The sequence below is a fragment of the Deltaproteobacteria bacterium genome (genome assembly GCA_019309545.1).
In the GTDB taxonomy this organism is placed as follows: Bacteria; Desulfobacterota; Desulfobaccia; order Desulfobaccales; family Desulfobaccaceae; genus Desulfobacca_B.
In genome coordinates this window covers 1-13685 of sequence record JAFDGA010000029.1, presented here as the reverse complement: position 1 = coordinate 13685, position 13685 = coordinate 1, and the positions used below count along the sequence as shown (strand labels likewise).

Sequence of the window (13685 nt, the reverse complement as noted above, 5' to 3'; positions counted from 1 at the left end):
TCCCTCTCAGCCGGGGAGACTGGCTAATTACCGGGAGCGCTTTCCCTGGGCTGGCAACCGCTCCCGCTAGCAGGTGGCGTGGATGTGTGGAATCTGTGGGATCATTAGAGCTGAACGGCTGGTAACCGCAACAGAAATCTCGAAGATGCGCGACGTTCTGACTCATCGCGGCCCGGATAACGCCGGTCTCTGGGTCCAGGGTCGGGTCGGTTTAGGCCACCGCCGCCTGAGCATCATTGACCTGTCGGAACGCGGCCGGCAGCCGATGAGCAATGAAACCGGGACCGTTTTCATGGTGTTCAACGGTGAAATCTACAATTTTCAGGAACTGCGGCAACATTTAGAGAAATCCGGTCACCGGTTCTACTCCCAGGCCGATTCCGAGGTGATCATTCATGCTTATGAAGAATACGGGGTCGAATGTCTGGATAAATTGCGCGGCATGTTTGCCTTTGCGCTCTGGGATGTCGATCAGCAACGCCTGTTTGCCGCCCGGGATCGCTTAGGCAAGAAACCTTTCTTCTATTGCCGGCGTAATGGCGACTTTTATTTTGCCTCGGAAATCAAGGCGATGCTGGCGCTTCCCCAGATCCCTCGGGAAGTTAATTTTGAGGCTCTGGGTTACTATTTATCGTTGAATTATACTCCAGCTCCCCATACTCTGTTTAAAGGGATCCAGCAGCTGGAACCGGCCCAATACCTGTTATGGCGTGCCCACGAACAGCAACTGCAGATAAGGGAATACTGGGACCTGAGTTACCCACCCGCTATCAAGACCCAAAACCCTGACCGGGTAGTCCCCGAATTCGAGGCCCAGTTACAGGAAGCCATCCGCTATCGGCTGATCGCCGATGTGCCGGTAGGGGCCTTTCTGAGCGGGGGGTTGGATTCGGCCACTATCGTGGCCTTGGCCGCACCCCTTTATCCGGGCCGGTTAAAAACTTTTTCTATCGGTTTCGCCGAAAAAAGTTATGATGAACGACCTTATGCCCGGCAGGTAGCATCCCGCTACCGCACCGAGCATCATGAACTGGTGGTGACCCCGCAGGTCAAAGAGTTATTGCCCACCTTAGTCTGGCATGCCGAAGAACCTACTGCCGATTCCTCCATGGTGCCGGTCTATTATCTGGCCGAGTTTGCGGCCCGGGAGGTCAAGGTGGTGCTCACCGGCGATGGGGCTGATGAAATCCTGGCGGGTTATGAAACTTATCAGGCTCATTATCTTCTGCGACTCCTTAATTCTCTACCCACCGCTTGGCAAAAACTGCTACAACGACTGGTGACACGTTTGCCGGTCTCCGACCGTAAAGTCAGCTTGGATTTTAAATTAAAGCGCCTGGTGGCGGCCCTGGGGTGTGATGCTGATTACGCCCATTATTCCTGGCGGCAGATCTGGTCCCCTGAGGCCCAACAGGACCTGTTGCCCCAACTTCATTTGCCGGAGGCCTCTCTCTTATATAGGTACTGGTTCGAACGCAGCCAGGCAGGCCATCCGATTGATCGCATGCTCTATGCTGACACGCGTTTTTATCTACCTAATGACATGCTGGTCAAGGTTGACCGCATGACCATGGCCCACGCCCTGGAAGCCCGCACTCCCTTTCTAGATCATGGTTTAGTGGAAACGGCGGCTGGGATTCCGGCGCACTGGAAACTAAAAGGGCTGTTCCTGAAAAAATACTTGCTGCGTCGGCTCCTGCAGGATCGGGTGCCGGCCGCCATCCGCTGGCAGGGCAAAAAAGGATTTAACGTGCCGGTCGGACTCTGGATTAAAACCGAACTTAAGGATTATTTTGCTGATACCCTGGAAATTCTCCGGGATACGGGGTGGATTAATATGGCCTTCTTGCGAAAAATCTTCCAACAGCATGTGGAGGATAGATTGGATTACAGTCATCAACTCTGGGGTTTGCTGATTTTGGCCTTGTGGTGGCAGACATTTATCAGAGATAATATAGACGCTGGACCCGGATTAACTATCAAACATTGGGACTCTAATGATGGTCACTGATAAAAGTTTGGCCCAAAAATTTTTTGACCTGGCCTTTGCCCCGCTGCGGTTGACCGTTTTGCCCGATAAAGTAACCGAACGCCTGGGCCTGACCTCCCTGTGGGGAGAACGCTTGCGGGCCGTGCTGCCCTGGGTGCAAGGCCGCCTGTTGGATATCGGTTGTGGCGATAATCAGTTGGTCCACACCTATGGCAATGGTATCGGGGTCGATGTCTACGATTGGGGGGGCGGGGCCTTGATCCTGCCGGACTGTTCCCGGCTGCCTTTTGCCGACGGCGAGTTTGACACCGTGACCATCATCGCCGCCTTAAACCATATTCCTAATCGCCAAGAGGTATTGGTTGAAGCCCGCCGGGTGCTGGCTCCAGAGGGCCGCTTGCTTATTACCATGATCGATCCGGTGCTGTCTTATCTGGGGCATCGGTTTATCTGGTGGTATAGCGAGGACAAAGAGCGAGGCATGGAACCCGGAGAGGTCTATGGTTTCTGGAATCAAGAATTGATCTCTCTGGTACAAGGCGCTGGCTATCAGCTTAGGTCTCACCAACGATTCCTATATGGCCTGAACAATCTGTTTATTTTTGTTAAGGTATAGGATTGACTGCTTTTTTTCTTATCCCTCCGCCACCGTTTAACCCAGAGGGGGCGATAAAAACCATGACTCAGATGCCTCGTCTAATAAGCTTAACCAGCAAACCTCTGGTGTAAATTTAAAGAATATTCTCAAGGAACTGAACTCCATGAAATGTATCCTCATCTCTCCACCTTTTAGCAATGTTTACGGGTCCTTCAAGGCTATTTTGAAATACGGCTTTTTAAACCCTCCTCTAGGATTGTGTTATCTGGCGGCTAGCCTCAAACGGGCGGGTCATCAGCCCCTGGTCCTGGATTGCGAAGCCCAGGGTTATAATGTGGCCAAGATTCTGGAGATTGTTCAACGGGAAAAGCCTGACCTGATCGGGATTACCGCCACCTCCCCCGAGTTTTACAACGCCGTCGCCATTGCTGAGGCCCTTAAATCCCATCTAAATATCCCCATTGTCTTAGGAGGCGTCCACCTCACCATATTTCGCCAAAAAGTGCTGGTTGATTATCCCTGTTTCGACTTCGGGGTGATCGGCGAGGGGGAAGAGACCATCGTTGAATTATTGGAAAACCTGCCTGAACCATGGCGATATTCCCAAATCCGCGGTTTGATATTCCGAGCCGAGGGCGAGGTTATCGAAAATCCGTTGCGGCCGTTGCATAACCATCTCGATAATCTTCCTTTTCCGGATCGCACTCTATTAGACAATCGTCTCTACTTTCGCAACGTGCCTCGTTTGGGCCACCAGGTTACCACCGCGTTCATGTCTTCCCGGGGCTGCCCCTTTAACTGTATTTATTGTGCGGTCGCTCAGATTCCCGGGGGCCGGCAAATCCGCTACCGGTCAGCCCCCAATGTTGCCGATGAGATCGAATATGTGGTCCGAGAGTTAAATGTTCCGCATATTTCTTTTAATGATGATGTCCTCACCATGAATAAGGCCAGGATTTATGAGCTCTGCGAGGAGATTCAGCGCCGCGGCTTGCGGTTTACCTGGGAGGGGCTGTCACGCGCCGACCGGGTGGACCGGAAGCTCTTGCAAACCATGAAGGCCAGCGGCTTTGTCCGCATTTCTTATGGTATTGAGAGCGGAAACCCGGAGATTCTAAAATTTACCGGTAAGAACGAGACTCTGGAGCAAATCTCCGAAGCCTTTCGAATTACGCGCGAGGCCGGGATTCTGGCCCGCGGCTCCCTCATTATTGGTCTGCCTTACGAGAATCGCCGCACGGTAGAGGATTCATTCCGATTTATCAACAGCTTATATGGGCTTGACCAGGTAGTCATAAACATCTTACAACCATACCCAGGAACCAAGGTGCGGGAAATGATTCTTCGGGGGGAGGGGGGTAGTCGGATTATTGCTGACGACCTCCGGGAGTTGCGTCGTTTCGGCAATGCTTCGGTAGAGGTAAATGATTTGAGCCGCCATCGTCTGATCTGGCTGCAGAAAATTGGTCTTCTGAGATTTTATCTCCGACCTGGCATCTTATGGAGGAATTTCAAGCTCTACCAACCCCAAGCCTTTCTGCTGGACGGCCTGGCATTCTTCAGAGCCCTGTTCTCCTGGGGCGCGGCGTGAACCTGACGGTCACAGATTCTGATAAATCCCCAGAACCTGAACCGACGGGGTACCAATCCGTTTGGCGGCGATTAAAAAGAATCACCCCTTTCCTACTAGGTTTTTTACTCATGGGATTGGTGCTGGCTACCACTGATCTGCGGGGGATTGCTGTGGCCTTAGGGAAAACCAGATGGCCATGGTACTTGCTAGCCCAAATTACCATGATCAGCTATATCGGGTTGATTGTTTGTCGGTGGAGATACTTGCTTAAACTGCAAGGGATTATCTATCCGTTTCAGAAGGTCTTCTTGATTTATAACGCCGGATCATTGGCCGGAGCAGTTACCCCTGGCCGTTTGGGGGATTTCGCTCGCCTGATCTATTTCCGGCAGGAAAATCATTCTATTATCTCTGTAACCCTGAGTATTATATTAGACCGTTTTCTAGATCTGTTCATCTTGACTGTAATCGGTATGGCCGCAATATTTTTCCTTCCTCTTCCCAAACTGTTCCGGGACGGAGTGCTGGGTCTGGTTCCCATCTCGCTGTTATTAGTTATTGGGTTCTGTTTACTTGCCTGGCGAACCTGGAATTGGGACTGGCTACGCTCAGTTCTAGTAAAAATGGTACCCTTGAAATTCAGACCCCAGGTGGATCAGGGACTTCTGGGGGTGCAGGACGCCGTGCGGCCCTTTCTCTCTTGGCGTCTCAGCTGGCCCCTTATTCTGACCATACTGGGCTGGGCGATGAATTTTTTGGCGGCGTATTTCATCGCCCGAGCGCTAAACCTCCATCTGGGCTTATTGCAAGTCGGAGCCTGTTTGGCTTTAACCACCCTCTTTACGCTAATCCCTATATCGATCGCGGGCATCGGCACCCGGGAGGTAAGTTTAATTTTCCTTTTCTCCCTCTTGGGAATGAAACAGGAGCAAGCCCTGGCTTTCTCCTGTTTGTTATTAGGGCTGGTAGTGACCCACGGCCTTATCGGCTGGCTATCCTTGACTCTTCAGCCACCCTGTGAACCAAGAGTCGCTCATTGTCCTAAATGAAGCTGGCAAGTCATTCACTATAGTAACATCTCTGGTGGAGTTTAATGTATGAGAAAAGACGTAATTTCTTATCTTACCTGCCCAATATGTAACAATGAGCTCAAACTTAAAGCGACGATAGAGTCGTCAGAAGTTATAAGTGGGAGTTTAATATGTGGTGGTTGCAATAAGGCTTATCCGATTATCGACGGCATTCCACGGTTAGTTATCGGTGATCTAACTGTAAAGGAAGAAAAAACCTCTGAAAGCTTCGGTTATGCCTGGCAACTATATGGTTCCCGCCTGTCTCCGGCCCTCAACCGTGAGTTTTTGGAAAGATTGCCCCCCTGGAAGCCGGAGGATTTCAAAGGCCAAGTCGTTCTCGACGTAGGCTGTGGGGCTGGTCGGTTATCAAGACTAGCCTCAGATTTTGGGGCCAGAGAGGTTTTCGCCTTGGACGTGGGTAGCGCGGTTGATGCTGCCAAACAGCTCTCGGCAAATTACCCCAATATCCATTTCATCCAAGCCAATCTGTTTAACCCCCCTTTTAAGCCTTTATTTGACATGGTTTTTTGTATGGGCGTCTTGCACCATACAGCCGCTCCGTTCAAGGCTTTTAAAGCTATATTAAACCCTCTCAAAGAGGGCGGTAAAATAGGTGTTTGGGTATACGGGAAGGAAGGAAATGAAATAATGGGGTCACTGCTCAACTTAATCAGATATTTTACAATTAACCTCTCGAATTCTACTAAAGTAGTTTTAAGCAAAACCATGGTTCAAATGGAGGAAGTGATTTATAAAAGCTTAACAAGATATCTAAAGCCAAAATATTATGGTGAATATCTAAACTATCTAAACACTGTACTAAGTAACTCAGACCGCAATTATATTGCCTTTGATTTTTTATCCACTCCTATTGTACATTATATATCCAAGCAAGACCTTGTAGCTTTCGTTGATAAAAATGGCCTGAAACAATGCAACATTGTGCAGATCAATAATAATAGTTACGGTGTAACGGCAATTAAGTAAAGTACGCTTAAAAAACTTATAGTTTTTACTTAAAGCAAGAACGTCTGATAACTACTATTCCTTTAGGAAAGCCTTTATTCTTCATTCCCCGCCGCTTGTTGGCGGGGCAGAAAAGGACGTTAGATGGCTTCGCTCATCCCCGGCAATTTGCATACTACCGCGATGGCCATTCTGCCGCACGATGAGGTGGATGAGGCCCTGAAGCTGGCCTTATCGCTGGACATTCCCTTCTGGCCGCTAGACCACTTCCTGGCCCAGATTGATCAGCCCCGGGGCATTCACCTGTGCGGCAACCCTGATTGGGAATTCCTTCTAAAACGTGACCTCGATATCCTGTCCATGGACATTTATACCAATGCCGAGATTTTTCGCTGCTATGGCCCGGACATCCGCCGGTTTATGGAGCGGGGGGCGGTCCTTAGTTGGGGCATCGTCCCCACCGGCTTTGAGGCCTTTGACAGGGAATCCCAGGACCACCTGATAAGCTCTCTGGAGGATATCTGGGGTACCCTGTATCAGGCCGGGATCGATCAGGAGCAACTGTTGGCCCAGAGTCTTTTGGGCCCGGCTACCTGTTGCCTGATCAATCCGGATAGGGAAAAGACGGTAGCCAAAGCCTACGCCTGGGTGCAGAAATTATCTTCCCGCCTCAGAGAAAAATATTCTTTGAAATAATTATTAAAAGATATATACTATTATCAATTGAAACCCACTTCTTTCACTTCCTACCAAATGGGGTGTGATTCCGGGGCCCAAGAATAAATTTATTCATGGCACCTGGAAAAGCACCCCCTCTCTAAGCAGGGCAAATTTTTAAAAAAGGAGGAGGATAAACATGAAATGGACCAACATGGGTGGGCTAATGGGGTTTTTTGGTTTATGCGCTGGTCAGCGTCGATGCCTGGGGGATCGAGATCAAGTCCTACGAGGCTCAGGACTTCAGCCGCCTAAAAAGCATGAAGGGCTTTAGCGATCAGTTACTGCAGCAACATTTTACCCTGTACGAGGGCTATGTCAAAAATACCAATCTGCTGCTCACCCAGATGGCGCAGATGGCTCAGCAGAATCAGCTGTCCAGCCCACAATATGCGGAGCTGAAATGCCGCTTCAGTTGGGAATTCAACGGCATGCGGCTACATGAGCTCTATTTCGGCAATCTGGGCAGCAATGGCCAGATCAACAAGGAGGGCAAGCTTTATAAGAGCCTGGAGGCCAATTTTGGCAGTTATGACCGCTGGCTGGCCGATTTCAAGGCCATGGGCGGTATGCGGGGTATCGGCTGGGTGGTCCTGTACGAGGATTTAAAGAATGGACTGAAAAAAGCCGATTACCTGGAGGCTTTTTTCCAAAATATCGATTGGCATGCGGTTGCAGGCCGCTATCATGCCCACCATAATTAGAAAACCTATTTCTGGAACACAGGCGGCTGGCCTGTGCCGTGGAACAGACTGACATCCTGCACCCTCTGGGAAGCTTGACAATCCAGGACTAATCATTTAAAATTCCTAAAGATATTGTTGATCGGGATGCAGCCCGTGACCTTTAAGGAGAGCGCGTCATGAAAGTTATGGGAATCTGGGGCAGTCCGCGACGCGGGGGTAATACGGAAATTCTGCTGGATGCTTTTCTAAAAGGTGCGGCCCAGGGGGGTGCAGAAGTCGAGAAAGTGGCCCTGACCAAACTCAAGATCTCCCCCTGTATGGAAATTTACCATTGCATTAAAGATGGCACCTGTCCGATTAAAGATGACATGCTTGACCTGTATCCGAAACTGTTGGCGGCCGACGTGGTTGCCCTGGCCTCCCCGGTCTTTTTTTATGGTGTGACCGCTCAGGCCAAGGCGATGATTGATCGGACCCAGGCATTATGGTCGCGGCGCTATGTTTTGAAGCAGGATTTTCCAGGCCCTAATCGCCGGGGCGTCTTGTTGTGTACCGGGGCTACCCATGGCAAGCATGTCTTTGTCGGCTGTCGGCTCACCGCCCGCTATTTTTTTGATGCCATCAACGTAGTCTATGCGGCTGAAATTCTGGTGCGGGGAGTGGATGAAAAAGGCGCCATGCTGCAGAAACCAGAGGTGCTGGCCGAATCCGAGGATCTGGGCCGGCGATTAGGCCAGGGAGAGCCGTTAGGCCCGGTTAAGCTGTTCCCGCTGGCCTAGTTTCCATTCTTGGGAGAGGGGGTAGGGGTCTGCGGTCTCCCGGCCCTCCCCTCAGATTAATCTTTTAAATGCCCGGAGTATTAATTGTTCCTGGGGATTGAACCTGCATAAGGAGGACGCTGATGGAATCTACCTTTACCGTGGGCATGACCAATGAGATGCGGCTTAAAACTGGCCCAGGACATTCGGCCCGGAAATTCTTTCCCCAATTGCCCGATGCCTTTGCCACTCCCTATCTGGTGGGGCTGATGGAAGGCGTCAGCGCTGACCTGATGGCCAAACATTTAAAACCCGGCGAGCAATCGGTGGGCATTTCCATGAATCTGAAGCACCTGGCCCCCACCCCCTTAGGGATGGAGGTGCGGGCAATAACCGAGATTACCCAGGTGGAAGGCCGCAAACTGACCTTCAAACTGGAGGTCTTTGACGAACGGGAAAAGATCGGCGAAGCTATCCACGAACGTTTCATTATTAACGCCGATAAATTTCAACAAAAAATCGCGGACAAGGCCGCGGCCGGTCAACCAGGCTGATGACCAAGGATTTTCCTTATGATCTGGTGACCTTGCGGGATTTTGACACCGGCTGGGGCTGGGATGCCCAGCTTCGGGGCTTGATCCGCAAGAAGTACCGCCAGGACTTGGAAGGATTGAGCCATCTAAACCCCTCGTCTTTGGCTCAAAGTCTGCGGGCCGAGGTGCTGCCCGAACAGCCCTATGCCAGCGTACAATGGGTTATCCGTATCTGCCCTTTCCGGCCCCTGGAGCTGTATTTCCTATACGACCACGACCCGGAGTTCGGCACTGATCTCAGGGTCTTTTACGCGCGCAAAAGTCTGGCCGTACCCACCGAAGATGCCTATGTTTTTGCCTGGGATTTCTTGGGTTTGCTGGCCCGCTATGGCCGAGGGACCTATGTTCCTGACTCAGCCGACCCCGGATCCAGTTGGGTGCCGTTTGAGGCTGTCGAGGCCCGGGTCGGGGCTTCGCTAAAAAACTTTGCCTTAGGGCCGCGGTTGGAAGTGGTACCGTTGATCTCGACTGCGGTCGCGGCCGTGGCTATGTTACGTCTAGATAGCGGCACCTGTGTCGAGATGCCGAGGGGATGGGTGGCCACCTGGCCGGTGTTGCAAGACCTGAGTCTGCGCCTGCGGGTGGAATTGCCTGACATCCAGGTGGCCTTTGACGACCGGGGCGCGATCAAATATCCTCCGGAATTCTTGTTGAGTTTTGCCTGGCTTTATATCAACGCCCTGATTCGCCAGGCCCGGCAGGTGGAACCCAGCTTGCCGCGGCTGTCGCGTTATTTTTAAAGGGGAAAATTATGAAATGTGTTCACTGTGGCGCTGACGAGGTTACGGTCCGAACCCTCTGACAGGGCGGCCTGGAGATGCGCTGCCAGGTGTGCGGCCATGAATATTCAGCCCAAGAAATCAGGCAACTGCTGAAACAAAAGGGCAGTGGCAGAAAGATTGCCGCGGCTGTAAAAACGGCTCCCAAATGCCAGACAGCTTCTTGAGGTAATCATCTATTGTAAATGTGTTATCAATAAGTTTGTAGAATCAAAGGAGATAGCCAGTGGCCAGAGTAACTATTGAAGACTGCTTAAATAAACTTCCTAACCGGTTTGCCTTGGTGCATATTGGGGCCCAGCGGGTACGGCAGCTTTATCATGGAGCGCCGCTGTTGATCAAGGGCCGCAATAACAAAGAGATCGTTATGGCCTTAAGGGAAATTGCTGCCGGAAAGGTGTCGGTGTCCGAGCCCCAGAAACTATTACCCGAAAAATGAATTAAAGTTTTACGCAAGCTATAAAGCAGGTTACCTTTTTACGATTCTCGATAAACCTCCATGGTAGGGATGTCCCCCGTCAATGCTGTACGCCGCGCAATACAACGCAAAAGGCTGTCTAGTCGACAGGCTCAAAGCCCGAGGCAAAGCCGCCTTGATCCTCGTTATTATAAATTTGGGGATCGGTCAACGAATGATCGACCGCAGTACGAAGCTTTATATGGCGTTTATTTAATTGCAAAAAGGGGTTTCGTGTCAAATGTCTCTAATCGGACATTTAAAAAGGGGCACAAAAATTACCCCCGTAATACCCAGAGCAGGGCAGGGCATGGATGTTTAACAAACCGATTTTTAGCTTTAATAGTGATAGCTTAGAGGATTTATTAAGAATAACTGATGCCGGCCAATTTACCCCCCCAATATTTTGAGGCGGAAAAGCGCTTCCGGGAGGCCAGAACTACCAGCGACAAGCTCAAGTGCTTGGAAGAAATGTTAACCATTATGCCCAAGCACAAGGGCACCGATAAGCTCCGGGCCGATCTACGCCGGCGCATTTCCAAGCTCAAAGACATGGGCCAGGCTCGTAAAGGCCCCGGCCGCCGTCCCCCGGTCTATTTCCTGGAGAAGGAGGGGGCGGGCCAGGTGGCATTGCTCGGCCTACCCAATACCGGCAAATCCTCCCTCCTGGCGGCCCTGACCAACGCTCAACCGGTGATTGCCGATTATCCCTTCACCACTCGCATCCCATTAGCTGGGATGATGACCTACGAGAACGTCCAGATTCAGTTAATCGATACTCCGCCGGTAAGCCCAGATTACTTGGAACCCTGGTACCCCGATCTGTTGCGTCGGGCCGATGCCTGGCTGCTGGTAGTCAGCCTGGCCGAAGGCGAGGTGCTGGATCAGGTCGAGCAGGCCGAAGCCATCCTGGCCCCCTATAAGTTGGGGCTGAAGGGATATGCGGAAGCGCCTCAAGACCCTGACCTAAGGCTCAAACCTACCCTGGTGGCGCTCAACAAAGGTGATCTGCCCCTGGATCCTGAAGAAGTAGCGCTGGCTCAAGAGATTTTGCAGGATCGATTTGTCACCCTGGTAGTGTCGGCTAAGGATCGACAGGGGCTGGCCGAATTAAAGTCCGCGGTGTTTGCAATTCTTCAACTTGTGCGGGTCTATACCCGGGCACCGGGACGAGCCGCTAATTTCGATGCTCCCTTTGTGGTCCCGGTCAACACTACCGTTCAGGAATTGGCCTCTCGTATTCACAAGGACTTTACGCAGAAATTCAAATATGCCCGGGTCTGGGGGCGAGAAACCTTTGAGGGCCAGCGGGTTCAGCGAGACTACATCCTCCATGATGGCGACATCGTAGAATTACACTTCTGATGCGCAATTTTAGGCTCGCCAGAACAGGACCGGACCGGGAAAAATCTCCTGAATCTGATCGGCTAGCTCCTGATCGGCAGTCAGACGCAGGTAAATTTCCAGGGTAACGAGCGGCTGGCCGGTTTCTACTTGAAGACTTGGCCACAGTTGCTGCGTAATCAGGCTTTGCAAGTGCCCCTGGGCAGACTCCAGGTAGGGGTCATCTGTGGCCAGAGCTTGCAGAACCTGGTCCAGTGCCTGGGCAAACTGACCCTCTAATCCAGCGGCGGCTAACCGATCCAAAGACTGCTCCAGACCTTCCCGATTCTGGCACCTAGGAAGGCTGTAGCGCAGGCGTGTCAACCCCGGCTCGGTTGACATCGGTCCTGGCGCTTCCAGGAGCAACCCGAGAGAGGCCGGGGCTGTAAGGATCAACGGCGCCCACGGGGAAGAAAGATGGGGCCCCAGGAGGGCCTGCCAGAAATAAAGACGCAGCAGGGCCAGTTCGGGGTCGGGGGGCGCAGTGGCCGCCAACAGGGGGTCATGGGTCGGCGGGGGCTGGAAGGCGGCTTTCTCTTCCCAAGGCTCCGGGGCTAGCCAGGTGTCGAGCTGAGATTGCTGGTTTTGGACCATTCTAAGCCGGGCCTCCTGTTCCGCCCACATTTTCTCCAGTTGCCAGGCCAGGGTCCAGATCATTGAGGCATCGGGAAGCCGGGGAAGGCCGGTCTCAGGCGGTAACTCGGGCGCTGCCGGGCTAGCCGCAGGCTCTCCCTTGATGGCCCTGATGAGTTCAGATTCATCTTCGGACACTTCTTCAGACGCCTTGAATTCCAGATAGGCTTTCCATTGCTGTAGTTCTCGGGGCCGGTAATTCCGCCAATCAAAAGGCAAACTCTTGTCTAGCGGCGGCAAGGGTATGGACGGCAAGCCGGTGTTGGCTGGTTGCCCTTCCAGGTGGCCTACCAGCAGGTCCGGGAAGTAAAGCGGCAAAGACCAGTATTCAGGCTGCCAGCTAATTACCAGAGGAAATGCCGCCACCTGCCAAGGGCGGCGGTGAGATTCAGATGCTCCCATACTTTTTTCCTTTTTTCCAGGAATTTATTTGACACCAGGATTTATTTTGGGCTTATTTATAACCAAGATCGAGTCTTTTGGCAACGCTTCCAGACCAGGGGATTTTGCTCCGGGCAACGCCTTGATGTCGGGGCGACCCGGCAAGTCGCCCCGCCCAGGTATCCCAATCAGGAATTGGGTGAAAGGACCGGAGACCGCTCTAGTTGAAATGTTATCATAATAAAAATTTCCGGTATTGGCAGACTTGATTTAAATCGGCGAAGGGAGAGAGACATGAAAGTATTAAATGCCCTGAAAAACCGGCGTAGCATCCGGGCTTTCAAGCCTGACCCGGTTCCCCGTAAAGAATTGCTGGAACTGATCGACACCGCCCGTTGGGCACCATCCTGGGGCAATACTCAACCCTGGGAATTGGTCGTCGTAGGCGGCGATACGGTCAAACAATTAACCGCCGAATTTGCCGAAGCGGTGGCCAACAAGGTGCCCCCCAACCCGGATATACCAATGCCTGAGACCTTTCCCGAGGCCGCCAAAAATCGCTATATGACGGTAGCCAAGGAGCTTTTTGAGTTAATGGGCATTGCCCGCGAAGACAAGGCGTCCCGCCAGGCGCATATGCTCAATATGACCCGCGCCTTTGATGCGCCGAACATCATTTATGTTACTTTTAACGGCGACTTCAGCATCCCTTATGCCATGCTAGATATGGGGGCCATTATCCATGGCCTCTGCCTGGCCGCCTTTGCCCTGGAGCTGGGGACCTGCATTGAGGCTCAATTGGCCCTGTACCCCAATCTGATCCGCAAATACCTAGATATCCCCACCACCCAGAAGATCGTGGTGGGTATTGCCCTCGGCTACCCGGATGATAAGGCCAGAATTAATGAATTCCACACCAGCCGGGAACCGGTGGAAAACCTGGTCCGCTGGGTGGATTGTTAGAGCCGGGCTATTGACATGATCGGCCCAAGCAAATAAAATATAAACATATTGGGGATGTAGCTCAGCTGGGAGAGCGCTTGCTTCGCATGCAAGAGGTCGGGAGTTCGAATCTCCTCATCTCCACCAACAAAAACA

General features: G+C 52.0%; 14 protein-coding genes and 1 tRNA gene. 14 read left to right on the top strand and 1 reads right to left on the bottom strand.

Features of this window, described 5'->3' with window-relative positions:
- Positions 1 to 82 precede the first annotated feature (82 nt).
- The 12 genes from asnB to JRG72_09485 all read left to right on the top strand — a co-directional run bounded on the left by asnB (position 83) and on the right by JRG72_09485 (position 11555).
- Positions 83 to 2011 (top strand): asparagine synthase (glutamine-hydrolyzing), encoded by a 1929-nt coding sequence (asnB, locus tag JRG72_09540; GenBank protein ID MBW2135448.1) that lies wholly within the window; start codon positions 83 to 85, stop codon positions 2009 to 2011.
- Positions 1998 to 2606, top strand: coding sequence for a class I SAM-dependent methyltransferase (locus JRG72_09535; protein MBW2135447.1), 609 nt, complete (start codon positions 1998 to 2000; stop codon positions 2604 to 2606). The genes asnB and JRG72_09535 overlap by 14 nt, the downstream gene beginning before the upstream one ends.
- A 145-nt stretch (positions 2607 to 2751) precedes the next feature.
- Complete coding sequence (locus JRG72_09530; GenBank protein MBW2135446.1) at positions 2752 to 4179, top strand: radical SAM protein; 1428 nt, start codon at positions 2752 to 2754, stop codon at positions 4177 to 4179.
- Positions 4180 to 4289: 110 nt separating this feature from the next.
- Positions 4290 to 5210: a flippase-like domain-containing protein gene (locus tag JRG72_09525; protein ID MBW2135445.1), complete on the top strand. Its 921-nt coding sequence runs from the start codon at positions 4290 to 4292 to the stop codon at positions 5208 to 5210.
- Between the two features lie 48 nt (positions 5211 to 5258).
- Complete coding sequence (locus JRG72_09520) at positions 5259 to 6221, top strand: methyltransferase domain-containing protein (GenBank protein MBW2135444.1); 963 nt, start codon at positions 5259 to 5261, stop codon at positions 6219 to 6221.
- Positions 6222 to 6344: 123 nt separating this feature from the next.
- Entirely contained in the window at positions 6345 to 6896 is a 552-nt protein-coding gene (locus tag JRG72_09515; protein ID MBW2135443.1) for a hypothetical protein, read from the top strand.
- A gap of 281 nt (positions 6897 to 7177) precedes the next feature.
- Positions 7178 to 7621 carry a superoxide dismutase gene (locus tag JRG72_09510; protein ID MBW2135442.1) on the top strand — a complete coding sequence of 148 codons (444 nt, stop codon included), beginning with the start codon at positions 7178 to 7180 and terminating at the stop codon, positions 7619 to 7621.
- A gap of 158 nt (positions 7622 to 7779) precedes the next feature.
- A complete protein-coding gene (locus tag JRG72_09505; protein MBW2135441.1) occupies positions 7780 to 8382 on the top strand; it encodes a flavodoxin family protein in 603 nt (200 codons plus the stop codon).
- Between the two features lie 122 nt (positions 8383 to 8504).
- Positions 8505 to 8915, top strand: coding sequence for a thioesterase family protein (locus JRG72_09500; GenBank protein MBW2135440.1), 411 nt, complete (start codon positions 8505 to 8507; stop codon positions 8913 to 8915).
- Positions 8915 to 9694 carry a hypothetical protein gene (locus tag JRG72_09495; GenBank protein ID MBW2135439.1) on the top strand — a complete coding sequence of 260 codons (780 nt, stop codon included), beginning with the start codon at positions 8915 to 8917 and terminating at the stop codon, positions 9692 to 9694. The genes JRG72_09500 and JRG72_09495 overlap by 1 nt, the downstream gene beginning before the upstream one ends.
- A gap of 265 nt (positions 9695 to 9959) precedes the next feature.
- Complete coding sequence (locus tag JRG72_09490; GenBank protein MBW2135438.1) at positions 9960 to 10172, top strand: DNA-directed RNA polymerase subunit omega; 213 nt, start codon at positions 9960 to 9962, stop codon at positions 10170 to 10172.
- A 396-nt stretch (positions 10173 to 10568) separates the two neighbouring features.
- Complete coding sequence (locus JRG72_09485; protein MBW2135437.1) at positions 10569 to 11555, top strand: 50S ribosome-binding GTPase; 987 nt, start codon at positions 10569 to 10571, stop codon at positions 11553 to 11555.
- Between the two features lie 9 nt (positions 11556 to 11564).
- On the opposite strand, the gene JRG72_09480 is transcribed toward JRG72_09485, so the two are convergent.
- Positions 11565 to 12608 (bottom strand): hypothetical protein, encoded by a 1044-nt coding sequence (locus JRG72_09480; protein ID MBW2135436.1) that lies wholly within the window; start codon positions 12606 to 12608, stop codon positions 11565 to 11567.
- 273 nt (positions 12609 to 12881) lie between these two features.
- Here JRG72_09480 and JRG72_09475 point away from each other — a divergent pair, with 273 nt between their 5' ends.
- Both JRG72_09475 and JRG72_09470 read left to right on the top strand, forming a co-directional pair.
- Positions 12882 to 13550, top strand: coding sequence for a nitroreductase (locus JRG72_09475; protein MBW2135435.1), 669 nt, complete (start codon positions 12882 to 12884; stop codon positions 13548 to 13550).
- A 50-nt stretch (positions 13551 to 13600) separates the two neighbouring features.
- Positions 13601 to 13676: transfer RNA gene (locus JRG72_09470), tRNA-Ala, on the top strand.
- The last annotated feature ends 9 nt before the right edge of the window (positions 13677 to 13685 follow it).

Coding starts and splice junctions, on each gene's coding strand:
- JRG72_09515 (MBW2135443.1), top strand. CDS start 6,345: ATGGCTTCGCTCATCCCCGGCAATTTGCATACTACCGCGATGGCCATT.
- JRG72_09530 (MBW2135446.1), top strand. CDS start 2,752: ATGAAATGTATCCTCATCTCTCCACCTTTTAGCAATGTTTACGGGTCC.
- JRG72_09535 (MBW2135447.1), top strand. CDS start 1,998: ATGATGGTCACTGATAAAAGTTTGGCCCAAAAATTTTTTGACCTGGCC.
- JRG72_09500 (MBW2135440.1), top strand. CDS start 8,505: ATGGAATCTACCTTTACCGTGGGCATGACCAATGAGATGCGGCTTAAA.
- JRG72_09495 (MBW2135439.1), top strand. CDS start 8,915: ATGACCAAGGATTTTCCTTATGATCTGGTGACCTTGCGGGATTTTGAC.
- JRG72_09505 (MBW2135441.1), top strand. CDS start 7,780: ATGAAAGTTATGGGAATCTGGGGCAGTCCGCGACGCGGGGGTAATACG.
- JRG72_09480 (MBW2135436.1), bottom strand. CDS start 12,608: ATGGGAGCATCTGAATCTCACCGCCGCCCTTGGCAGGTGGCGGCATTT.
- JRG72_09510 (MBW2135442.1), top strand. CDS start 7,178: ATGAAGGGCTTTAGCGATCAGTTACTGCAGCAACATTTTACCCTGTAC.
- JRG72_09520 (MBW2135444.1), top strand. CDS start 5,259: ATGAGAAAAGACGTAATTTCTTATCTTACCTGCCCAATATGTAACAAT.
- JRG72_09475 (MBW2135435.1), top strand. CDS start 12,882: ATGAAAGTATTAAATGCCCTGAAAAACCGGCGTAGCATCCGGGCTTTC.
- JRG72_09485 (MBW2135437.1), top strand. CDS start 10,569: ATGCCGGCCAATTTACCCCCCCAATATTTTGAGGCGGAAAAGCGCTTC.
- JRG72_09525 (MBW2135445.1), top strand. CDS start 4,290: ATGGGATTGGTGCTGGCTACCACTGATCTGCGGGGGATTGCTGTGGCC.
- asnB (MBW2135448.1), top strand. CDS start 83: ATGTGTGGAATCTGTGGGATCATTAGAGCTGAACGGCTGGTAACCGCA.